Origin of the sequence: Labrenzia sp. R5_0 (genome assembly GCF_017743835.1) — a bacterium.
Classification (GTDB): domain Bacteria; phylum Pseudomonadota; class Alphaproteobacteria; order Rhizobiales; family Stappiaceae; genus Roseibium; species Roseibium algicola.
Genome location: NZ_JAGHRK010000003.1, coordinates 216,575 through 239,994, shown reverse-complemented (window position 1 = coordinate 239,994; position 23,420 = coordinate 216,575). Strand labels below are relative to the sequence as shown.

14 protein-coding genes are annotated in these 23,420 nt (G+C 60.4%); 6 read left to right on the top strand and 8 right to left on the bottom strand.

Annotation, left to right across the window (positions count from 1 at the left end; all coding sequences use genetic code 11):
- Positions 1–20 precede the first annotated feature (20 nt).
- The 8 genes from J7447_RS16435 to J7447_RS16400 all read right to left on the bottom strand — a co-directional run bounded on the left by J7447_RS16435 (position 21) and on the right by J7447_RS16400 (position 10,817).
- The gene (locus J7447_RS16435) at positions 21–1,451 is read right to left on the bottom strand and encodes a hypothetical protein (protein WP_209170261.1); all 1,431 of its coding nucleotides are present in this window, start codon (positions 1,449–1,451) and stop codon (positions 21–23) included.
- Positions 1,448–3,226 carry an SIR2 family protein gene (locus J7447_RS16430; protein ID WP_209170260.1) on the bottom strand — a complete coding sequence of 593 codons (1,779 nt, stop codon included), beginning with the start codon at positions 3,224–3,226 and terminating at the stop codon, positions 1,448–1,450. The genes J7447_RS16435 and J7447_RS16430 overlap by 4 nt, the downstream gene beginning before the upstream one ends.
- A gap of 106 nt (positions 3,227–3,332) precedes the next feature.
- A complete protein-coding gene (locus tag J7447_RS16425; RefSeq protein ID WP_209170259.1) occupies positions 3,333–3,887 on the bottom strand; it encodes a hypothetical protein in 555 nt (184 codons plus the stop codon).
- Positions 3,888–4,429: 542 nt separating this feature from the next.
- Positions 4,430–4,897, bottom strand: coding sequence for a hypothetical protein (locus tag J7447_RS16420; RefSeq protein WP_209170258.1), 468 nt, complete (start codon positions 4,895–4,897; stop codon positions 4,430–4,432).
- Positions 4,898–5,007: 110 nt separating this feature from the next.
- Entirely contained in the window at positions 5,008–5,946 is a 939-nt protein-coding gene (locus J7447_RS16415) for a DUF2493 domain-containing protein (protein ID WP_209170257.1), read from the bottom strand.
- A 355-nt stretch (positions 5,947–6,301) separates the two neighbouring features.
- Positions 6,302–7,342 carry a toprim domain-containing protein gene (locus tag J7447_RS16410; protein WP_209170256.1) on the bottom strand — a complete coding sequence of 347 codons (1,041 nt, stop codon included), beginning with the start codon at positions 7,340–7,342 and terminating at the stop codon, positions 6,302–6,304.
- A gap of 94 nt (positions 7,343–7,436) precedes the next feature.
- A complete protein-coding gene (locus tag J7447_RS16405) occupies positions 7,437–9,494 on the bottom strand; it encodes a ParB/RepB/Spo0J family partition protein (RefSeq protein ID WP_209170255.1) in 2,058 nt (685 codons plus the stop codon).
- A 126-nt stretch (positions 9,495–9,620) separates the two neighbouring features.
- A complete protein-coding gene (locus J7447_RS16400) occupies positions 9,621–10,817 on the bottom strand; it encodes a DUF932 domain-containing protein (RefSeq protein WP_209170254.1) in 1,197 nt (398 codons plus the stop codon).
- Between the two features lie 399 nt (positions 10,818–11,216).
- Here J7447_RS16400 and J7447_RS16395 point away from each other — a divergent pair, with 399 nt between their 5' ends.
- The 6 genes from J7447_RS16395 to J7447_RS16370 all read left to right on the top strand — a co-directional run bounded on the left by J7447_RS16395 (position 11,217) and on the right by J7447_RS16370 (position 23,414).
- The gene (locus J7447_RS16395; protein WP_209170253.1) at positions 11,217–11,834 is read left to right on the top strand and encodes a type IV toxin-antitoxin system AbiEi family antitoxin domain-containing protein; all 618 of its coding nucleotides are present in this window, start codon (positions 11,217–11,219) and stop codon (positions 11,832–11,834) included.
- Positions 11,827–12,717, top strand: a complete 891-nt coding sequence (locus J7447_RS16390) for a nucleotidyl transferase AbiEii/AbiGii toxin family protein (RefSeq protein WP_209170252.1) — start codon at positions 11,827–11,829, stop codon at positions 12,715–12,717. Before J7447_RS16395 ends, J7447_RS16390 begins: the two co-directional genes overlap by 8 nt.
- Before the next feature lie 296 nt (positions 12,718–13,013).
- On the top strand, positions 13,014–14,126 hold the full coding sequence (locus tag J7447_RS16385) for a DNA cytosine methyltransferase (RefSeq protein WP_209170251.1): 1,113 nt from the start codon (positions 13,014–13,016) through the stop codon (positions 14,124–14,126).
- Positions 14,126–17,278 carry a DISARM system SNF2-like helicase DrmD gene (gene drmD, locus J7447_RS16380; RefSeq protein WP_209170250.1) on the top strand — a complete coding sequence of 1,051 codons (3,153 nt, stop codon included), beginning with the start codon at positions 14,126–14,128 and terminating at the stop codon, positions 17,276–17,278. Before J7447_RS16385 ends, drmD begins: the two co-directional genes overlap by 1 nt.
- A complete protein-coding gene (locus tag J7447_RS16375) occupies positions 17,275–21,408 on the top strand; it encodes a DNA methyltransferase (protein ID WP_209170249.1) in 4,134 nt (1,377 codons plus the stop codon). Before drmD ends, J7447_RS16375 begins: the two co-directional genes overlap by 4 nt.
- Positions 21,405–23,414, top strand: a complete 2,010-nt coding sequence (locus J7447_RS16370; protein WP_209170248.1) for an ATP-binding protein — start codon at positions 21,405–21,407, stop codon at positions 23,412–23,414. Before J7447_RS16375 ends, J7447_RS16370 begins: the two co-directional genes overlap by 4 nt.
- Positions 23,415–23,420: the final 6 nt, after the last annotated feature.

Here is a 23,420-nt window from a genome sequence, read left to right as displayed (position 1 = left end):
AGAGCGGCCCCTTACCGTTCCTACATAAGCAATCGCACAGGGTACGAATGCGGCTCGAGTTTCGGCATTTGCTTAACGACGGATGCGAGGGAACCAGCAAAGTTGAGCGTTACAGGCATACGGTCATAGGGACCGTCGTTGTTCCAGTCCATCTTGGTGAGCGCGAGGGTTTCTTTGCACAGGTCATCCATCGCACCGCGCCCGGCATAGCGGTTCAGGATAAGAGGTTCGGGCGTGCCCTTCCCTTCCTTGAAGTACGACTTGCCATTGGCGACAGCAGGAAGATCGCCTTGCGTCCACAGCAAAGAGGTGTGCTGGCCAAGCTGGAATGCGCTGCCTCGTAGACACGGATAGCCATTCGGCTGCTGGGGCTTGGGGATGTAAACGCCACGCCATCCGCTGTTCTGCTGCACGTGAACGAGCTCGATGTTGTCCGTGTTTGGGAAGGCGTCAAAAACCCCATCAATCTCATAGGGCTTAAACTCCGTGTTCTTATGGACGACGATGCGGGACGGAACCGCCCCGTTATGCTTGCGCTGATAGACGGCCAGACTGCGGGCCATGACCTTCATCATCTGGTCGCGATGCAGGAATGGGTTCTTCCCGAACATGCGCACGCCACTGGCCTCATAGGCGACGAACTCCAGCCCTGAGCCTTCAGCGTCGAATACCTGACTGCAACAGATCGCGAATTTGGAATCCGCGTCTGTGTTCGGCCGTAGCGCATAGTCGATACCGATGTACGCCGTACCCGGATCAATGTTGGCCAACACCCACGGCACCCCGCCGGCCTTGGTGTAGAGGGCGATGCCTAGGCGCCACATCACGCTGGCGCGGCAATGGTAAGCCAGTGAACGGTCTTCGTTGAGAAACTGGGTAGGTATGCCATCGAACGCGGCAATGGCCTTCACGTAGTCATGGAGGTTGAAATCGTCCCCATCCCCGCCAAAGAAGCCAGGCTCCCATGCTTTGTCCAACAGGATGTAGACGACATCGAAGGCGTCGCGCTGATGTCGGAGCGCGCGCAGCGCATGTTGGAGCGCTTCGGCAAGCTTGAGGTGGGGTTTTTCGGCGCGCCTTATCTGTTCGGTCAGATCAGCGGGCAATTCCACATTCGCCTGCGGGCCGGCCGGCCCCATGTTCACATGAAAGACCTTTGAGAAGCCCGGAAAGCCGGGAAGATACTGACGTCGTTCGCGCGGCTGATGCGACTGCTGAAGCTCCCGCAAGAGGTCGTTGACCCGCTCAACCTGTCCGGCGGGCGCGATAATCGCGACACGGATCGGGTCGGCGATCGCCGCCAGCTTGTCTCGGGAATACGGGCCAAATCGAAGCAACCCCTGTAACGGGTGTGGATCGACCGCTTTCGAATCCTCAGCGCCGAAGCGCAGCTCCTGTTCTTGGAGCACCGCGTAGCCGGGCAAGTGAAAAGGCTGGGGGGATTCGGTCATCGGCTCACCCCACTGAATCCGGTAATCGTCGACATTTCGAAGGTCGCATCCATGCCATCGGAAATCCCGAAACTCTTCAGCGTGACAGTTCGATCAGTGCCGAGAAGCAGCCGCGCCCATCCGCTTAACATGGCGTTGGCTTTTGGATTGAAGCGCCCTGCCAATCGGGCACGCACGAACTCTTTGGACTCGTCGATTTGCTCGACCGTTGCCCCTTCAGGAACATCTCGGTGGATGCACGGGTCCATCAGGAGCCAGAGCCGATCGAGCTTGTAGTCGAGGCGCAATTCGCAGCACTCGGTCCAGCGAATACCCGTGTTACCCACCATGCCGCTCAACCGGTCAACAGGGTTGATGTTCTCGTTCCTAAAGTGACTCGGCTTGACGGTTTGCGAGTTCGGAAGGGCTAAGACCCGCCAGCCTCGGCGAAGTATCTCGATGTCGGGCCGGTCGCTGAGCGCGCGCATGAGCACATCCCGGATGAGGCGGCGTTCCTCGCTCTCGAAAGTGAGGCTTGTGTCGGAAATGGCGCGCGTGTCGAACCGCTTTATGCCGAAGGGTTCAAAGGCCGCGCGAACGTGAGGATCTCGGCCAAAGGCGATGACACCATCCCTGGTACGTCTTGCCACGATATCGACACCGGCCTTTTCGACTGCTGCCTGGATATCTTTCCAGCCACCAATGTCGCAATCGATCAGCTTGCACATCACGGGGTGTGAGATAATGGGCAATGCGTTGGTGCGGATCGACGGCACCTTTGCGCCCGGCGCCTTTAGCGGTCTAGTCCCGAGCCGCGGCGGCTTCGCCCCTTCGATATCTCCGAGCTTGTTGGCGGTCTCGGGCAGAAATCGCACCAAATCCGAGAGCAACTCGTCAAAGGTCTCGTTGTCGACTATATGGGCGTCCACACCGAGGCGGCGCGCCTCGTCAATCAATTCGGTTACCGCCTCGAACGATGCTTCACCGGATCGCTTGAACCAGAAGAGTCCATTCGGGAAGCCGCGGCCGCCGTCCAGCGCCTCCCGCAGAGCGTCCATCACCGACGCATCGCGGCCGCTGTAGCCGATGACGGCGAGGCCATTGCCCTTGCACGCCTGCACCAGGGCCCGACGCATCTCTGCGTCCTGCTCCCGAAGTTCGTCGTCGGTATTCTTGAGTTCGACGGAGTGGTAGTCGCCGTGCAGCTTGCCGTAGATTGGAAAGCGTTTGGCATCCAGCGCATCGGCAACCTTCTTCGAGTCACCAAGATCGGCCACGACAAGGTCGTTCGTCGAACCATAGATCTTGGCCGCGGCGTCCTCGACGGTCTTGTCGAAATTGGTTGTCCAGACGATGCGGCAACATTGCTCCCGCATCAGAAGCGCGAGTGCCAGATGCCCGTAGGTTGGCTTTCCAAGCTTGATGAGCTTGTCGAGATAGGCGCGTCGATCGTTCGCGTTGGGGTACGTCGCCTCGAAGAAACGGGCGTACTCGTCAGCCGCACCATCGGCCGGGAAGCCCGGGAGGTCGTCAAAGTACCTCTGGAGTTTGCGCCGCACGGCCGGGTCACCGGCATCGGTGATCGCATTCGGCGGCAGCTTCTTCTGCGAGCGATATAGGTTCTGCTTAAAATCCCAGATCATGTCGCCAGCTGTTTTGATGCCGGCGGCTCGTGAGGCACCGGCGCCAAGAAGCCACATAACGTTGCCGGCACGCATCTGATAGGCACGAAGAAAAGCGGCGACATCCATGTGTGCGTTCTCGTCCCGCGTGGTTGTCGGCTTGCCGTCGTGCATTCTGGATTCCTACTTTATCTCGTTTCTATGGTCATTAAATATAAAGTATCTACTTCAAGTTGATTTCCATAGGATCACACAAGATTCGGTGTTCAAGGTCATTCCTTTAATTTGAGACAGCTTGTTTCGCTCTTTTCTTTGTCACAGGCGGTGCATCAAGATCATTTGCGCCAATTTCGATCATGCGTTGCTTGAGAGAATTAAAGAAGGCTTCGTTCACGTGCCGATTCTCATAGTGGTCGCGTACCACATGATAGGGGTTGAACAGCAGCACGTAACTGATCGGGCCGCTGGGTCCCTCTTTGATGTCGATGAACCCCAGATCCTTCAGGATGCGCATGCGCGAGGCCCAGGTCCGCACGGCACGCTCGCCGGTAAATCCTGAAAAGAACGCCATCTCTCGTTCCTTGTTCGCGATGATGAAAGCATCGTCATACGTCCGGCACCAGAGATCCAAATACGTGGATGAGACGGGCTTGCCTTTGGACAGGCTGTCCATGATCTGCAAGAGCAGCGGCATGGCGCGAGGCACGCTGAGCCAGCCGTCGGATTTCTCTCGATCCCAAAGTCGGGTCATATCCAGGCCAGGCCAGAGCTCTTCCCTAAGGGCAAGCTTCTGGCGGGCGATCTTGCTGACGCGTTTCTTACTGGCAGTAGCCATTGTATAGTCCTTCCTTGTTGGGGGCGGGCCGAGGTGTGGACCCCCGGCCCTTCAGAGTGATGTGTGCCGCCGCCCTGGCCGGTTGTGTGGTGCGCTGGCTTGACGTGGTTTGGACCCCACGCTTGCCAGCCCCACCCTCCGATGCTTTGAATATGATCGACAATAACAGCAAAAACAATGACTTAATAAGATATTTCCTTTCCGAGTAACGTATAAACCGCGCGCACTCAGGATGCCAGTCGACAACATTTGTTGTCAATTCAATGATTGTATGGATAGCGATCGCGCGCGATGAAGCTGAAACAGGACGTCATTTCAAAGGGTTGCCAGAAATCCGCCAGTGCTCTTGGTGATCCCGTGCTCGCGTGCTCTCAATGTGCTCCCGGTGCTCCTGGGGTGCAGGGGGACAGGGGCGAGCGATCAAAGCGGCTTTTTGAGCAGTGGGGCACGACGGAAAAAGGGCGGCACAGGGCCGAACCACCTGTTTCGATCTTTGTGCAGCTATCGATGGTTTCGGCACTTAACTCTGGCGGCTCGGGCTCTCATCCGTCGTGGGCTGGGCGCTCGCCGGTCATTGCGTGGTGTGCTGCCGGCGCGCCGTCGTCCGGCCCTACGAGCGAGGCGATCCGCACCCAGGCCGTGCCACCAACGATGACGGCGCCGGTCCACGCGAAGACTAGCGTCCAAGTCTCGCCCGCGCCGCCGATCTCGGAAAGGCCCTTGATGGCGTGGTAACCGGAGACGGCCGCAGGTGCCGAGTAGAGCGCGCCGATGGCGAGCTTGACGAGGCTGGACTTGATTGTCGCGAACGCGATCTGACCCACGACGAGTGTCGCCCCGCCTGCGAGAAAGGCCGAGACGAAGGCGGCGGCTAGACCGGCCTCACTGTCATGGACATGCATGCCGACGGTGACGGCGACAAAAATGGGCATCGCATAGACGGCCAGGCTGAACAGCAGCCAGCACAGAAAACCGAGCCCGATGATGCTCAAAAACGCGGACAGGAACATGGGCGGTCTCCTTGTGGACGGAGCGCCTCTGCCAGCCGCCATTTGAAGCATAACGCAAAGCAGCGCGCCGGAAATTACCGGCGCGCGCATCGGGTGATGCATCCGATGCATCACGCTGGCTGCGTGGTGCGTTTCGGAGACCGGAAATCGAAGAGCGGTACACCGAGCTTTTTGGCTTTATCGGCCAGGTTGTCGGTAATGCCGGACCCCGGAAAGAGGATAAGCCCGATGGGCATCGCCTCCAGGAGTGCGTCGTTGCGCTTGAACGGGGCGGCCTTGCCATGGCGTTTCCAGTCGGGCTTGAAGACGATCTGCTGGCATTTTCGGGCGTCGGCCCAGCAAGCAGCGATCTTCTCGGCGCCTTTGGGCGATCCGCCATGCAGGAGCACCATGTCGGCGTGCTTGGTCTTCACCCGGTCGAGCGCCGCCCAGATGGCGTGATGGTCGGTGACGTCGAGCCCGCCGGAGAAAGCCACGCGTGGGCCAGTTGGCAGGAGAGGCTCGATCTCGGCGCGCCGCTTCGCTGTCAGATAGTCGCGGCTGTCGATCATGGCGGCCGTCAGCGTGCGGCGACTGATCCGTGATCCCGAGTGCGGACGCCAGGGCTGGCCGATATGGGTCTCGAAGTGGTCGGCGGCGATGTCGCGCATGAGTTCGTAGGCATTGCGCCGCTCGATCAGCGTGACGCCCTGCGCCGTCAGGGCTTCGAGCTCGACAGAGCGCACTTCCGATCCGTCCTGTTCGCTGTGCGAGCGTTTCTGGGCCTGTTCGTTGTCGTCGAGCTCGCGATCGATACGGGCCGCCGTGCGATGAAACAGGTTCGTCACGGACCAGAGCAGGTCTTCGAGGTCCGGTTCCAGACGCGTATCGCTCAGCGTTGCGGCGAGTGCGTTGAAGATTTCGGCCATCGCAGCCAGGAGGGCATCGGCTTCAGGTAAGGGCCTCGGATCGGGCTCGTCGGCGAAAGACCGGTAGCCGTAGAGCTGCAATTCTTCGAGCGCGATGGCGGTTGCGGAACTGGCCATTGGTTCGGTGGTCTCGGCTGTCATGGGATCGTCTCCTGTTCGGCATGAGCCGCGCGTCTCGCGGCCTTCTCGAGCGACGGAAAAGCGGGGGCTGGCCGGGACTGCACCGCCGATCCCGGCGGCCGGAGCCAAAGGCGGAGGACGGCGGAGGCGGGGCTCTTTTGTTTCGCGCTGCAAAGCCGGGCGCAGATATGGTTTGTGTCCCCACGCGAAACGCGTGGGGTGGGCCCGGCGGCGGAAAAGAGCGCCGCCGCAGCCGTTGCCGGCCCGGCCGGGCTCCGCTCCGTCTCGCTCCTCTCGGAAGGCCGAAGGCGTGGCTCTCGGATAGCGAGACACCGTGATGACGCAGGTGAGAGTGATGACTGTCCTGTTCAACTGCTCAGGTGTCGCAGGAAAGCAGCCGCGATAAATCGGCCGTGGCCAGTTGCCGCCCCAGACGCGCCCGTAGGCCGTCCCGCCCGAGCTTGCGGAGGTCCTCATTGAAGTCATTGCCAATGGGAGAAAGCCGGATCGTATCGATGCTGACGGCATCTGCGCGTTCCGTCAGTTTGTCAGCCGCCATGGCGCCTGCTTCGTCGGCGTCGGCCGCGATATAGAGACGCCGAAGCCCTGCCGGTAGGATCATCGCGGCGAGATGGTTGGCCGATAACGCGGCGATGACCGGCAGGTCGGGTAACCCCATGCGCAGTGACAGCGTGCTTTCCAACCCTTCGCCGGCAGCAAGAATGTCGTTCGCGGCCCCGATCCGCACGCCATGGCCGAGCAGATTCCCCATCGCCTTGCGCGGCGGGTCGAGCGGCGCCTTGCGTGCTGTCGCCGGATCGAGCCAGGTCCGATGGACGCCGGTGAGATTGCCGTGTCCGTCCGTGACCTTCGCAAGCAATGCGGGCCAGGCCTCTGGTAGCGCCTCTTTCGGCTGACCTTCGCGCCAATAATAGCAATGCGGATGAAACCGCAGCGCTGGCGCATCGCCAAGTCGAGCAAGACCACGCCGATGGAGATAGCGTTCGGCGAGCGTTCCACCGACCGGCCTTCCCATAGCGATAAGACGGCGTGCCGCCTCCGATGATCCGGCGGGTGCGGATTGGCTATCACGTCGTGGCGGTTCGGTGCGCGGCAGACTCAGGAAGCGTCGCGCCTCATCGAGCGTATCCCCGAAGGTGTGGAGTTGCTGTGCGGAAGCAATGAGGTCGAGCAAATCGCCATGTTCGCCCGTGGCGGCGTCGGTCCATTTCCCGGCAGCGCCTGGACCATGAGTTGGTCCTGTCAGACGCACATAGAGACTGCGCCCGGGCGTGTTTCGGGCGTCGCCGACGATCCAGTAGCGGCCCTGTCTGCGTCCGTTGGAGAGATAATGGCGACAAACGGCCTCCGCCTCGCGCGCGAGCCGTCGCGTGATGTCGGATGTTGTATCGGTCATCCACGCCTCCATACTGACAGCAAGAAAGAAGGAGCCCGCCACGATGGGCGGGCTCCAGGGGCGGCTGCGGGAGCCACGGGGGAATGGCTCCCGGTCACTCGGCCGCGGTGGCGAAGGCGTTGCCGGTGACAGGTTCATCATCGGCGATGACGGCGGAATCGCCCATGGCCGTTTCGCCGCCGTTCTCCGCCGATTGCGCTTCGCCCTCGGGAAGGCCCGGCATGCGCAGCACTTCGGGCAGCCAACCGCTCGCGCTGAGGAGCTCTTCGGCCGCCGCGACCATGTCCGGCTTCTTGAGACCCGCGATGCGGTCGGCGGCTTCATCGCCCTTGGCTTCGCGCACGGCCTCCAGAATGCGGGCCTTGGTGACGCGCGCGAGATAGCTCTCGCCCGTCGGCGTCCAGCCGGCCGCCGCCATGTCGAGCCCGAGCGCTGCCGCCAGCACGTCCGCATGGGCGAGCGCCCGCGGCCGGCGGTTGTAGGGTTCATGGACGGCGTTGACGGTCATGGCGACGCAATGCGCGAACAGAGCCTCGCGGCTATCACTATCGAAGCCAACCAGTGCCTCCCACAGATCCTCCGGCGCTTTGGGAAGCGCAGTGAGCCACCTTTCGGTGCGAGCATCAATATTGAGCGCATAGGCTGTGTCGGCGAGACCCGACGCCTGAGTACCCAGACTTGAGCTGTGCGGCGTGATCTCGACGCAGCTATCCAGCGGATAGTGGTAGAAGAGCCGCAACGTCATTGCATGCAGAGCGGCAAGGAAAGCCGTCTGCGGATCGTTGGCCAGCGTGTCGCGCAGGGCAAGCGTGCGATGCGCCGTCAACTCCATGACGAGGCGGTCGGATAGCGGCTTCAGGCCATCTTCTTCCTCTTCGGTCTCCTCGCTGGTCTCCGCGGCCGTGGTGTGATCGACCTCCTCGTCGGCGGAGGCGTCGATCCCATCGGCCTCATCCTGCCCATTGGTCTCAACCGGGGGCTCGTCCTCCGGGCGGACATAGCCGCGCTCGACACGCAAACGGCCGTCATGACCGATGCTGACGAAAACGCCGGCCATGGCGATTTCGTCCGGCTCGAAGCGGACAGGTCGCTCCTGCAAAGCTTCCATCGCCGTTTCGATCTCGCCGAGCCGGATGTCGATCTCTTCCGGGACCTCCTCGGCGCCGGCGTACTCGTCTTCGAGCCGATCGTATTCAGCCTTGAGCGCTTCTAAGCTGGCCGTCTCCTCGTCGCTCATCGGCTCGGGCTCGCCGATAATCCGGCGCAGACCGTAGGTGTGGCCGTAAGGGAAGTCGGCGCCGATCTCGATCCATTTCCAGCCTTCGGCACGGATCGCTTGCGTCTCTGTTTCGAGCTTTTCGTCGACGAGCTTCGCAAGCAGGCTTGCGTCCTGCAGCCAGCCGCCATCATCGGACTGGAAGAGGTCGCGAAGGATGACGCCGCCGGCCGCCTCATAGGCGTCTAGCCCGACGAACTGCGCCCGCCGGTCGGAGGCGCGCACGGCACCTTCGGTCAGCATGCGACGGATCTCATAGGGCTGTTTCGCGTAGGTCCGCTTGATCGTTTCCCAGACCTGTTCCTGCCGCTCATGATCGGGATTGACCGTGAAGGCCATGAGCTGGTCGAGCGTCATTTCCTCCTCGGCATAGGCGTCGAGGAGCGACGGCGCGACGGCGGCGAGCTTCAGCCGCTGCTTGACGACATTCGCCGAGACGAAGAAGGCCGCCGCGATCTCTTCCTCGCTCTTGCCCTTCTCCCGCATCGCCTGGAAGGCGCGGAACTGGTCGAGCGGATGGAGCGGCGCCCGCTGAACATTCTCGGCGAGACTGTCTTCTTCAGCCAGGCCGTCCGTGCGCACGATGCAGGGCACGGGCGCCGTGCGATTGAGCCGCTTCTGTTTCACCAGCAATTCGAGCGCTCGGTAGCGGCGTCCGCCGGCGGGGATCTCGAACATGCCGGTTTCCGCGCCGTTCTCGTCCAGCATCGGCCGAACCGTGATTGAGGATAAAAGTGTGCGCCGGGCGATATCCTCGGCCAGCTCCTCGATCGAGACGCCGGCCTTGACGCGCCGGACATTGGACTGGCTCAGCACCAGCTTGTTGAAGGGGATGTCGCGCGAGGCGCTCAAGCGTATTTTCTGAGACTTGGTCATGTCAGTTCTCCGCGACGGGCCAGCCGAAAGCCTCTCTCTCGACCTCCAAACCCGTCACGAAAAACCCGGCCCGCCTCTTCCTCTCGAGGAAGCGACGGACCGGACAAGCAGAGCACCGATCTCAGACTACGTCGCGCGCTCCAGAAGCTTCTTCGCCTTGCCCTCCATATCGAGCCGGGCGTCCTGCTGAGGCTTCGACCGGGCCAGGGCAGTGATGCCCTGCACGAAGTCGAAGACGGACTCGGGCGGCCGGCTTTCCTCGGCGAGGACCGTCTCGACGATCCTGGCCGTCTCCGCCTTGGAGAACCCACGCTTGCGGAGGAAGTCGGTGCGGTCGTCGTCACTGCGGGCGACGATCCGCTCGCGCGCCGCACGGATACCTTCGACGAAGGGGCGTGGCGAGGAATCGGCGAAGCGGGTCAGCGCCGGCGCCGCCTCGTGCGCGAAGCGATTGGCGGCGTATTTGGAATGCCGGATGCTGATTTCCTGAAAATCCTCAACGCCCCAGAGATTGCGATTCTGGCAGACGGCCCGCAGATAGAAGCTGGCGATGCCGAGCGTCTTGGCGCCGACTTCGGAATTCCAGCAATAGAAGCCCCGAAAATAGAGATCCGGCGATCCATCCGGCAGCTTGCCCGCCTCGATCGGGTTCATATCGTCGACCAGAAAGAGGAAGACGTCTCGGTCCGAGGCGTAGAGCGTCGTCGTGTCCTTGGTGATGTCGACCATCGGGTTGTAGACGCCGCTCGACCAGTCGAGCGTGCCGGGCACTTTCCAGCGCGTATCACCGGTGCCATTGCCTGCGATCTTCTGCACGGCGGCGACGAGTTCGTGGTCATAGATGCGGCCATAGTCCGGGCCGGTGACGGCGCGCAGCTCCATGCGACCGTCCTCGGTCTCCAGCGTCTTGATCTGCTCGGCGCGGTGCGAGGTGAGCCCGTATTGCAGATTGATGCCGGCGAGCGGCGCCGGGAGCTGACGAAGATAGGCCGCCGGCGCGCTGACCAGGCTGGCGAGTTGGCCGAAGCTCCAATGGGTCGGCGCGACCGGCGTCTCGGCATCGGGCAGGATGAGCGCCAGGGTTTCCGGATCGTCGCGATGCGCCTCGACGCGGATCGCTGCGCTCTCGACCGTCCGTGTACGGCTCCGCTCGGCGCGGGTTTTCACCGAGGTATAGAGTTCCGATAGGGACAGATAACGCTCATCGTCCGGCCGCGAAAACCATTCCGAGGAGACGCGGCCGATCCGCTCTCCGCGGGATACATCGACTTTGTAGCCGCCGCTCGCGTCACGCCGGCTGTCCAGGGTTTCAAGGTTCGTCATGGGTCAATCTCCGCGACGGGCCGGCCGGGAGCCTCTCTCTCGACCTCCAAACCCGTCACGGCGAAAGCCGCCGAACTCTTACTCTCTGGGGGCGTTGCGGGGTCTCCCCGCAGAAGGGGTCGGCCGAGACCTGGGCTCGGACGCAGGGGAAGGCTTTCCGAAGACAGACTTCCAACGAGCAGTCGACTTGGTACCAATTAGCGGAACATTGACTCCCAGTCAGCCGAAGCGGGGCTTCCGCTCCTTCGACAGCCCGGTCCGTAGGGAGATGCCCCTCTTCCTTTGCTGGCTGGATCAGGGTCCTGCGGTCGACTTCACCAACGCTTTGTCTTTCCCTTCACCGTTGTGTGTGATACAAAACCTCACACTATGGATACTGAAGTGCGAGAATATATATCCATGCCCCAGACAAGGTCCCAGCGCGATATCGCCCGCGATCTTCTCGCGGCACGCGGGATTCTGCGCCTTTCGGAACTCAGGGACGCCGGCGTCACGGCTGCAACGGTCGGGCGCATGGAAAAAGATGGCGAGGTCATTCGTCTCGCGCGCGGGCTTTACCAGCTTCCCGACGCAGAGCTCGACGCGAACCATAGTCTCGCCGAAGCGGCCAAGCGTTTCCCCAAGGGAGTGATCTGCCTTGTCTCGGCGCTTGCCTTTCATGGACTCACGGATCAGCTTCCCAGGAAGGTGTGGATGGCGATTGGCCGGAACGACTGGACGCCGAAGCCGAGTGACATGCCGATCCGTGTGCTGCGTTTCTCGGACGATCTGCTTGCTGACAGCGTCGAAACCCATGCGATTGAAGGCGTATCGGTAAAGATATTCGGCGTGGCGAAGACCGTCGCGGACTGCTTCCGGCATCGCGGCAAGATCGGTCTCTCCGTCGCGCTCGAAGGCCTACAGGAAGCCCTGCGTCAACGCAAAGCCACGCCGGCAGAGATCGCGAGGGCCGCGGATACAGGCGGGGTCGGCACGGTGATCCGCCCGTATCTGGAGGCGCTGACCGCCAATGGCTAAGGAGATCAAGAATATCGGCGCCTCGGTGCGCGCCCGGCTCCTCAACCTATCCAAGGCGAACGGGCAGAGCTTCGATCTGGTGCTCACGCGCTTTGCGCTGGAGCGCCTTCTGTTCCGGCTAAGCCAGTCACCCCATACCGACCGCTTCGTGCTTAAAGGCGCCATGCTGATGATGAGCTGGTTCGACGATCCCTACCGCGGCACGCGCGATCTCGATCTGCTGGGTTTCGGCGATCCGAGCGAAGCCGCGATGCTGGCGACTTTCCGGGACATCCTCTCTCACGAGGTCGAAGACGGCGTCGTGTTCGATCCGGACACGCTGCGTGTCAACCGCATTCGCGAAGAACTTGACTATGGTGGTCTCCGGCTGCGGGCGATCGCTTCAGTCGGTGGCGCCCGGATCACTCTGACAATCGACATCGGCTTTGGCGATGCGCTGGAGCCTGGAGCGGAAGTCGTCGACTATCCTGTCATGCTCGACCTGCCCGCGCCGAGGCTGCGCGCCTATGCGCGGGAGACAGTCATCGCGGAGAAATTCCAGGCGATGGTGGCGCTTGGCCGCGCCAACAGCCGGATGAAGGACTTCTACGACATCTGGATTCTCAGCCGGTCGTTCGCCTTCAATGATGACAGGCTTGCACAGGCTATCGCGGCGACTTTCGCACGGCGAGAGACAGCGATACCGACCGAGCCGCCCGATGCGTTCACGCCGGCATTCGCAACGGATGAACAGAAGCAGCGGCAATGGCGGACCTTTGTCGAGGATCTTTCCGTGGATCCTGGTGAACTGAGCGAGGTGGTAGGAGAGCTAAGCGCTTTCCTCATGCCTCATACCGCCGTAGCGCGTCGGCGACGGAGCAAGGATTTTGACCCAGAGAGGTGATCTTCATCCTGGCACCTGCGCGTCGGGACGACAGCTAACTGGTTCGGCCAAAATGAACTTTTGGCTACACAATCGTGTATCCATTGGGTACACTCGACGCCATGAAGGATGTCGGCCTACGCATCAGAATTCAGCGTGATCTACGTGAGCGGTTTCTTGCCGTGTGTCGAACACAGGACAAGTCAGCCGCCCAAGTTCTTCGCGAATTCATACGCGATTATGTCGAGCACCATGACGCGAAACATATTGACGTCTCCCGCAAAGGAAAGACGTCCAATGATAAAATTGAGGGATAGATGGCCGCGAGCCGACAAAGCCAATCCACAAGAGCAGAGACTGCTGCACTCGCGAAAAGCATTAGCGCCGTGGATTTGTTCTGTGGTGCGGGCGGGCTGACACGCGGGCTGGAAAATGCCGGTATCGACGTGACTACAGGCGTCGACATCGACCCGGACTGCGAATATCCATATGCAGCGAACAATAAAGCGCACTTTTTGCTCAAGTCGGTTGGAGACCTGACCGCAGACGACTTCGAAAGAGCCTACAAGGACGCTCCCTATAAGTTGCTAGCCGGTTGCGCGCCATGTCAGCCGTTCTCTACGTATCAGCAAGGCAAGTCCGGCCCAGCCGACGCCCGCTGGAATCTTCTTGATGACTTCGGGCGCATCGTCCGGGAAGTGATGCCGGACCTTGTGACGATGGAGAACGTGCCGCGCTTGGTGGAGCAGGATATCTTCGCCGATTTCGTCGCAGGCCTGGAAGCCGAAGGCTTTCACGTAGAATTCAAGGTGGTCAACTGCGCCGACTATGGAGTGCCCCAGCAAAGAAACCGGCTTGTGCTGCTCGCTTCGAAGCTTGGTCCGATCGAACTTATCGAGCCGACCACGCCGGCAGGAAAGCAGAACACTGTCCGAAAGGCTATTGCGAACCTGCCTGAGCTAGCGGCAGGGGAAGCGTGTCCGGCCGATCCCCTTCATCAATGTTCCAGCCTTTCGCCTCTCAACCTTCGTCGCATTCGCGCATCCAAACCGGGCGGCACCTGGCGTGATTGGGATGAAGACCTCATCGCCGAGTGCCACAAGAAAAGTACAGGGAAAACATATCCAAGCGTCTATGGACGCATGTCCTGGGACGAACCGGCGCCGACGATGACCACACAATACTACGGATTTGGAAATGGCCGCTTCGGCCACCCCGAGCAAGATAGAGCCATTTCGTTACGTGAAGGGGCGATCCTTCAAAGTTTCCCGCGCAATTACAAATTCGTCCCGACAAAGGCGCCGATTCATATGAAATCGATCGGGCGGCTTATCGGCAACGCTGTGCCGGTCAGGCTGGGGCGCGCGATCGGCAGAAGCATCGTACTGCATGTGCGAGAGCATGCGGCCGAACGAAAACAGGCGGCCTGATGAGTGATGTCCTTGCCGCGCAAAACGCCAGTGAGAACCATGCCCTGGTTTCCCTTCCCGAGCCCGGTCAACTAGTGGAAGTGCGGCGACGGCAGTGGGTCGTTGCCGATGTCGAACGCTCCGCGGCTGGCAGCGAGTTTGCCGCCGCTCAACACTGTTTGACGCTCACCTCGATCGACGAAGATAGCCTCGGCGAGCGAATCGATGTGATCTGGGAGGTCGAGCCCGGCGCACACGTTATCGAAAAGGCCGGGCTACCGACTATCACGGGCACCGACGATACCGAAAGGCTGGAGGCTTTTCTGGACGCCGTTCGATGGGGGGCGGCCACCAACGCCGACCGGAGTTTTCTGCAAGCGCCGTTTCGAAGTGGCGTCAGCATTCAGCATTTTCAGCTCGACCCGCTTGTCCGCGCGATCGACATGGCGCGCGCAAATCTCCTGATTGCCGATGATGTCGGTCTCGGTAAGACGATCGAAGCGGGCCTCGTCATCCAGGAACTCATCCTGCGCCATCGGGCGCGCACGGCACTGGTCGTTTGCCCGGCATCCCTGCAGGAAAAATGGCGCGTGGAGATGCTGGAGAAATTCGGCCTCGAATTTCGTGTCGTCAATTCGGACTACATTCGGGAACTGCGTCGTAGCAGGGGTATTCACGCCAATCCCTGGACGTCGTTCCCCCGGCTCATCACATCTGTCGATTGGCTCAAGTCTGGCGAAGCACTGCGAATGCTGCGGGACGTGCTTCCGGTTCACGCGAGCTATCCGCGCAAGTTCGACCTTCTCGTCGTCGACGAAGCGCACAACATAGCGCCGGCCGGATCGGGCCACTATGCCGTCGAGAGTCAAAGGACCCGCCTGATACGGACCATTTCTCCGCACTTCCAGCATCGCTTGTTCCTGACGGCGACACCGCACAACGGCTATACAGAGTCGTTCACATCACTGCTGGAGCTACTTGACGACCAGCGGTTCTCACGGAACATCCTTCCGGACGAGATGCAGCTATCCCAGGTGATGATCCGGCGGCTCAAGACCGACCTCGTCGACAAAGACGGCAAGCCGATCTATCCGGCGCGGAATCTCAAAGCGCTTACCGTTCCTTTCACGGCGCAGGAGCGGGATATTCACAAGCTGCTCGACAGGTACTGCACGAGCCGGGAAAGCACAGCGAAGGACACGGGCACGACAGGCACGAAGTTCGTCAACAGCCTGCTGAAAAAGCGCCTGTTTTCCTCGCCGGCGGCATTCGCTTCTACATTGGAGCGACACCATGCGACGCTCACGGGAGCGAGCTCCGTGCGCGAGCCGGACGCGCTCAGCGATCGGATACTGCGAAAGGCGATCCAAAAAGCCGAAGAGGATTACGCTGACGATGGCCGCTTCGAGGAAGCCCAGGAAGAGGCTGTAGAAGAGGCTACGAGGCGTACCGCGCCGCTATCCGATGACGAGCGCCGCATGCTCCAGCGAATGCGGGAGTGGGCGCAGGGCGCGAGTCACCGCCCCGACTCCAAGGCGAAAGCCATCATCGAATGGATCGAAACCAATCTCAAACCGGGCGACGAATGGAACGATCGGCGCGTTATCCTTTTCACGGAGTATCGCACGACACATCAATGGCTACACGAGCTTTTGGCGGCCCATGGCTTCGGCGGCGACCGCCTGGCCATCATCCATGGGGGCATGGCCCAAGAGGACCGGGAGATCGTCAAGGCAGCCTTTCAAACCCATCCCCGCGACTCCGAGGTCAGGATTCTTCTCGCGACCGATGCCGCGGCCGAAGGCATCGACCTCCAGAACTACTGCAACGCTCTGATACATGTCGAGATTCCATACAATCCGAACGTCATGGAGCAAAGGAACGGGCGAATCGACCGGCACGGTCAGAAAGAGGACGAAGTCCTGATCTGGCATCCGGTGGACGGCGGCGAGGCGGATGGCGATACGCTGGGCGGCCACAAGGACGATATTATCCGTGCGCTCAAGAAGCTCGAAGCGATGCGCGAAGACATGGGCTGCGTTAACCCAGTGATCGTCCCGCAGATGGCGGGCCTTATCGAAGGCCAGAGGCGCGAGCTCGACACACGCGAAGCCGAGGCGCGCGCTGCTAAAGCGCGGCGTTTCGTGAAGGCCGAACGCCAACTCAAGGAACGTATCGAGCGGCTTCACGAGCGTCTCGAAGAAACCCGCAAGGATTTCCATCTGCGCCCCGAACGTATCCTCGCCGCTGTGAAAACCGGCCTGGCTCTCGCCGAGAAGCCGCCGTTGAAACCGGTCGATCTCGAAAACGCCCCGGAAGGCAACGTATTCGAGATGCCGCCGCTCACAGGATCATGGGCGCGCTGTCTGGAAGGCCTTCGGCATCCTTTCACCGGAAAGCTGCGGCCGATCACGTTCGACCACGAGGTCGCCGGGAACCGTGACGACGTCGTTCTGGTACACATGAACCACCGTTTGGTACAGATGTGTCTCCGTCTGATGCGCGCGGAAGTCTGGGCGACGGACGATGTCAAGAAGCTGCACAGGGTCGATATCAGGTCACTTCCGGACGATGTTCTGTCCTCACCGGCAGCGGTCGTCGTCTCGCGCCTCGTCATTACTGGCGGCAATCATCACCGTCTGCACGAAGAGCTCACGGTTTCCGGTGGGTATTTGCGTGAGAGCGGTTATGCCCGCGAAGCGCGTGTGACCCAGATCGACGACTGGCTCGATCGCGCGTGGCCACTGGACAACAAGGAAGCCATATTCGAGCTATTGGCAAGCCGCTTCGAAAGCCAGGAGAACTCCGTTCTCCAGACGGTGGAGGCGCGGTCTCGCGATCGACTGCGAAATCTCGAAAACACTTTGAACACGCGCAAAAATCAGGAAATCAAGAACATTGGAACGGTCCTCGACGAACTCGCGCGTGCGATCGAAAGCGAACTCGAAAAGGACACGCAGCCGCAGCAACTAGCCCTCTTCTCTGAGGACGAGCGCCTGCAGGTTCGTCGAGACTCCGACGCCTTGCGGGCGCGCCTAGCCAGAATCCCCGATGAGAAAGCGCAGGAAGTGGCCGCTATCGAGCAGCGCTACGACGGTTTCGTCGCCCGAACATTCCCCATCGCGGTCATTATGTTGCTGCCGGAGTCCATGGCGATGGAGGCAGCGTCATGAGCGACCTCCAACCGCATACCGAGTGGATGTCACTCATCGATATCTCCGGCCCATTCCTGGCCGAGCCGGTTCTCAAGGATGCGTTCCCCCAGGGCCTGGAAGACCTCGAACCGCATAGGCGGAGGTCCATCCGGCAGGCCTATGACGAGTGGCGTGAAGCGCTCGACCTCGATGATCCGGACCTGTCGAAAATTCACCAGGCCTGGATCGATTTCGTCTTGAGACAGGCCCTCGAACTCGACGAAGACGGCAAGGGCGACGTCTTCAAGGGCCAAGCCGATCTGCCCGACTCGATACGCCACGATGTCGACGAATTCGGCGTTTCGCTTCGCCCGGACTATGCCGTTGTCGACGACCAGCGGGCAGACAAGCCATTGATGCTCGTCTGCAAGTACGGGCCTGACACGCCGCTCGACAAGCCGCTGAAAGGTGACGGTTGGGCGGCCAGCCCCGCCGAACGTATGGTCGATCTGTGCCGCGCGGCGGATGTCAGGCTGGGGCTGGTTACCAACGGTGAACAGTGGATGTTCATCGACGCGCCGATCGGCGGCGTAACGACCTTCGCGAGTTGGTACGCGCGGCTGTGGGGACAAGAGCCGGCCACATTGCAGGCCTTCGTCAATCTGCTGGGTGTAAGGCGGTTCTTTGTCGATAGCGGCGAGCAATTGCCGGCCCTGCTCGACGAGTCCGTGAAACATCAAGACGAAGTGACCGACGCGCTTGGGGAGCAGGTGCGACGCGCCGTCGAAGTGCTCATTCAGGCACTCGACCGGGCGGACGTCGACCGCAACCGCACTCTTCTCGCCAATGTCGAACCGGCGGAGCTGTACGAAGCGGGCCTGACCGTCATGATGCGGATCGTCTTCCTGCTTTCCGCCGAAGAGCGCGGACTGATGCTTCTGGGTGACGAGCGCTATGAAGCCAACTACTCCGTCTCGACCCTGCGCATGCAATTGCGCGGCGAGCCCGAAGAAATCCTCGAACGACGCTTCGATGCGTGGTCGCGCCTGCTTTCGATTTTCAGGGTAGTCTATGGCGGTGTGGAACACGAGGCGATGCGCCTGCCGGCCCTTGGCGGCTCGCTCTTCGATCCCGATCGTTTCCCCTTCTTGGAAGGGCGCGCGGAAGGAACGAACTGGAAATCCGATCCGGCCGCACCGCTGCCGATCGACAATCGCACCGTGCTCTTGCTTTTGGACGCCGTGCAGCTGTTCCAGGGAAGGGCGCTGTCCTATCGCGCGCTGGATATCGAACAGATCGGTTACGTCTATGAAGGCCTGCTCGAAAGAACGGTGGTCCGGGCCGAGGAAGTCACCCTCGACCTTGATGCCACCAAGAGCGCGAAACGGCCTTGGGTGACAATCGACGAACTAGACGATGCGAAGGCCAAAGGAGATGACGCCGTCCTCGAATTGTTAAGGGAACGCACTGGCAGTTCGGCGAGCCGCGTGCGAAATGACTACGCCAAGAAAGTCGACGAAGCGGACGCCGACAAGTTGCTCACGGCCTGTCACGGCGATCAGGCCTTGCGCGACAGGATCAAACCCTACTTTCACCTGCTGCGCATGGATAGCTGGGGGTATCCGCTCGTCTATCCCGAAGGCACTTTCACGGTCACCTTCGGCACGGATCGCAGCGAATCCGGAACGCACTACACGCCGAAATCACTGACCGAGGCCATCGTCAGGGAGACGCTGGAACCGGTGATTTACGACGGGCCGGGCGAGGGCAAGCCGCGTGAAGAGTGGCGGCTCAGAGCGCCCGATGTCTTGCTCGACCTCAAAATCTGCGACCCGGCCATGGGCTCGGGCGCGTTTCTCGTTCAGGTCTGCCGGTGGCTTTCGGAGCGGCTGGTCGAAGCGTGGCGGCAAGCCGAAGCGGCAGGTAACGCGGTTACGGCCGAAGGCGCCGTTGTCGCCAAGCGCAACGGACACGAGCCCCTCCGTGACGATCCCGAAGAAAGACTGCTCACGGCGCGGCGCCTGATCGCCGAGCGATGTCTATACGGTGTCGACGTCAATCCGCTAGCGGTGGAACTTGCGAAACTCTCGGTCTGGCTGGTCACGCTCGCCAAGGGTCGTCCCTTCGGCTTTCTCGACCACAACTTCCGTACCGGTGACAGTCTTCTGGGCGTCCACGCCCTGGACCAACTGCTCTATCTCGACATGAAGCCGGACAAGGGCAGTTCGAAGAAGCTCTTCGCCAAGGAAATCGACAAGGCTATCGAAGCGGCGATCGAGGTGCGCGCGGGCATTCGCGCCCGGCCGATACGCGATATTCGCGACGTGCAGGCGATGGCCGCTATGGACGAGGAAGCGCGAGCGAAACTGGAACTTCCGGGCCTGATCGCCGATGCCTTGATCGGCGAAGTCCTGACCGCTGACGGCAAGAATCCGAATACCGCGGCGCTTTCGGTCGAAGCTGGCAATGCGATTGCGGGGGAGGCGAATGCCATTACCGCCTTGAAACGGCGGGCGAGGATCGGCCTCGAAAAGGACTTGGCGGATGGCAAGCCCGTCCGCCGGCCGTTCCACTGGCCGCTCGAATTCCCGGAGGTCTTTTCCGGACTGAGAGGTGGCTTCGATGCGGTAGTGGGGAATCCTCCATTTCTTGGAAGCCAAAGACTGTCAGGCATATTTGGCCCAAGCTACAAGGACTATCTTGCCAACAATCTTACATTGGATGGTGCAGCCACTGCTGATCTCGTGGCATTTTTCTTCTTACGAGCTTTTCGTATCATCAGGCGTGAAGGAAACTTTGGATTTCTTGCTAGACGCTCGCTGGCCGAAGGAAAGAACCGCGAGATTTGCCTTGAAGCGTTGTTGGCGCATTCCGCATCTATCTTTGCGGCGAACACAAACATCATTTGGCCCGGAAAAGCATCCGTTGTTGTACACCAGGTACATGTTTCCAGATCACCATGGGGTGGGGCTTTCCGCCTGAATGGCGTCCAGATTTCGTCAATAAACTCCTATCTTGATGAATTAGCAATAGAGTCTCCGCGGCCCCTGGCCGAAAACGCGGGTCAGATGTTTCAAGGAATTATTCTCAATGGAGAAGGATTTAAGATCGGATCCGATGAGGCGGATCAGATAAAATCTCTAGATTTAAAGTATGACAAGGTGATACTTCCTTTCATTGGGGGAAATGAAGTTAATAAGGACCCGAATTATCGACCAGCATGTTATGTGATTAGCTTCTGGGATTGGCCAGAAGAAGAAGCAAAGAAATTTGAACAAGCTTATGAAATCGTGGAAACTTACGTAAAGCCAGAGAGGCAAAGAAAAAAAGACAACGGCGATTTCAAATTGCGTAATCCTTTGCCCCAAAAATGGTGGCAATACGGTGAAAAGCGGCCTGCTTTATTTCATGCGGTGGGGCGCGGCTCCTTATTTCGTAGCCATCCCGCTGATTGGAGGGAAGATCAAGAGCGCCTCAAGCGAGTCATTGTTATATCTCGCGGCGTAACAAAGTATCCATCGTTCACTTTTCTCTCGAACGATTTTGCTTTTTCAGAGAAGCTCTATGTGCTTGCGGACAGCAGATATTCTGTATTTTCGGTGCTCTCGTCTGACATACATGCAGTTTGGGCGTGGTTTCAGAAAACATCAATGGGTGCGGACCTGCACAGTCTCTCCTATACTAGTGGAGACATTTTCGAGACGTTCCCGTTTCCTGACAAAGTTCTTTCGGACGATGCCGCAGAACTGACCGCTCTCGGTGAAAAGTTCTTCGAGGCCCGGCGCGACTACATGGTCGCGACCGACAAGGGTATGACCAAGTTCTACAACGACTTCCATGATCCCGGTTGCAATGATGCCGCTATCGTGGCCTGCCGAGACCTCCAGAAGCAGATAGACGAAGCCGTCCTGGCGACCTACGGATTCGACGACATCGATCTCGATATCGGCTTTCACCAGGTCGCCTACCTGCCCGCAGGCAAGAATACGCGCTACACGATGAGCGAGGACGCGCGTCAAAAGGTTCTCTCGCGGCTTGCGCTTCTCAACAAGGAACGGCACGAGGCCGAGAGCAAGAAAGGGGGCGCCGGCAAGCACGGCGCATCCATGAAGGCGTCCAATACCGATATGCGCGACGATTTGTTTGCGGCGGGAGGAGGTGGTCCATGACGGATACGACGCACGACCAAACGTTGCCTGGATTAGAAGAGAGCGCGTCAACCGCCGATACCTACCGCATGACGGTCGACCTCAATGTGCTCGACCATCTCGGGATCAATCTCTACAGCAATATCGCCGCTGTCCTGACCGAAGCGGTCGCCAACGCATGGGATGCCGACGCGGAGACCGTCGCGATCACGATAGACCCTAACGCGGAGTGGATCGAGATCGTCGATGACGGCATCGGCATGACTGTTGCGGACATGAACGAGAAGTATCTCCGCGTCGGCTATCAACGACGTGAGGAAGACGAGGCTTTCGGCAAGTTTACGGCCAAAGGCCGCCAGGTCATGGGACGCAAAGGCCTCGGCAAGTTGTCCCTGTTCTCAATCGCGAACCGGATCGACGTGCAGTCGGCAAAAGACGGCCAGGCTCACGGCCTGCGGATGAGCGTCGACGGCATTCATCAGTCCGTCGAAAACAAGGAACCGTTTTACCGTCCCGACCCGCTACCCGTTGACGAGGTCACGGTAACCAAAGGCACCAAGATCGTCCTGCGGGACATCAAGCGACAGAGGCTCGGCCGCGGCGCCGCGGCACTGCGCAAACGCTTGGCGCGGCGGTTTTCGGTGATCGGGGCTATGTACGATTTCACGATTACGATCGACGGCCAGCCCATCACCACGGATGACCGCGGCGATTTGCCGATCGTCCAGTTCCTCTGGACCATGGGCGAGTTCGAGCCCGAGGAAAAGAACATACCCAATGTCCTCGAACACGAAGAGCTGCCGCCCCGGTTCGGTGGCTGGGACAAGGACTGGACTGTCGAAGGATGGATAGGCACGGCGCGGCTTCCCAAGCAACTCGATAGCGAAGACACCGGCAATCTGAACGGCATTGTCGTGTTCGCGCGGGGCCGCCTGTTCCACGAAAACATCCTCGACAAGGTCAATGACGGCCGGCTCTACACCAAGTACCTGACCGGGCAGATTGAAGCCGATTTCCTGGACGAGGATGACGAACCGGACATCGCGACAAGCGACCGGCAGCGTGTGCAGGAAGACGATCCGCGCTACGCCCAGCTTCTGGCGTTTCTGCGCTCACGTCTCACGCAGGTCGAAAAGCGCTGGACGGAATGGCGGCGCAAGCACGAAGTCGACAAGGCGAAGGAAACGTCACCGGCTCTCGCTGAATGGTTCGAAACGCTGCCGGAAGGCTTTCGAAAGAGCGCCGAGACCCTGATCGCGAAACTGAGCGCCTTGCCGGTCGATGAAGACGAAGACCGGAAGCTGCTCTACAGGCACGGCATTCTCGCCTTCGAGCGCATGCGGATGCGCGGCTCGACCGATGAATTCGTCGCCAGTATCCACGATGTCGACAAGCTGCTCTCCGTTCTGGCGGACCGCGACGCGCTCGAAGCGTCCCTTTACCGCGACATCGTCAGATCGCGCCTCGACGCGATCAAGGACTTCCAGGGTATCGTCGACGAGGACGCCAAGGAAAAGGTGCTGCAGCAGTACCTGTTCGATCATCTGTGGCTTCTCGACCCCGCGTGGGAGCGCGCCACCGACAGCGAGATCATGGAATCCCGCCTCATCGACGAAGGCGTCATCACCGATGACCTGACGGAGAAGGAAAAGCTTGGCCGCGTGGACATCGCCTACCGCACCAACGCCGGCAAGCACATCATCGTCGAGCTCAAGAAAGCGGGGCGTAAGATGAAGCTCCTCGAATTGCAGGAGCAGGGTCAGACCTATGTCGACAAGCTGCGCAAGATTCTGCTCGCGCAGGGGGAGAAAGCACCGAACATCGAGGTCGTGTTCGTGGTCGGCAAGGCCCTCGACGACGAGAAGGACAACCCGGAGCGGGTCAAGGCCTCGATGGCGGCCGTTTCGCCCGGCAGCCGTATCGTCCACTACGACTCCCTGATCGCCGGTGCCCAGACGGCCTATTCCGGATATCTCAAAAAGAGCAAGGAACTGGACCGGCTCGAAAAGATCGTGGACAGGATTTAGGGGGCG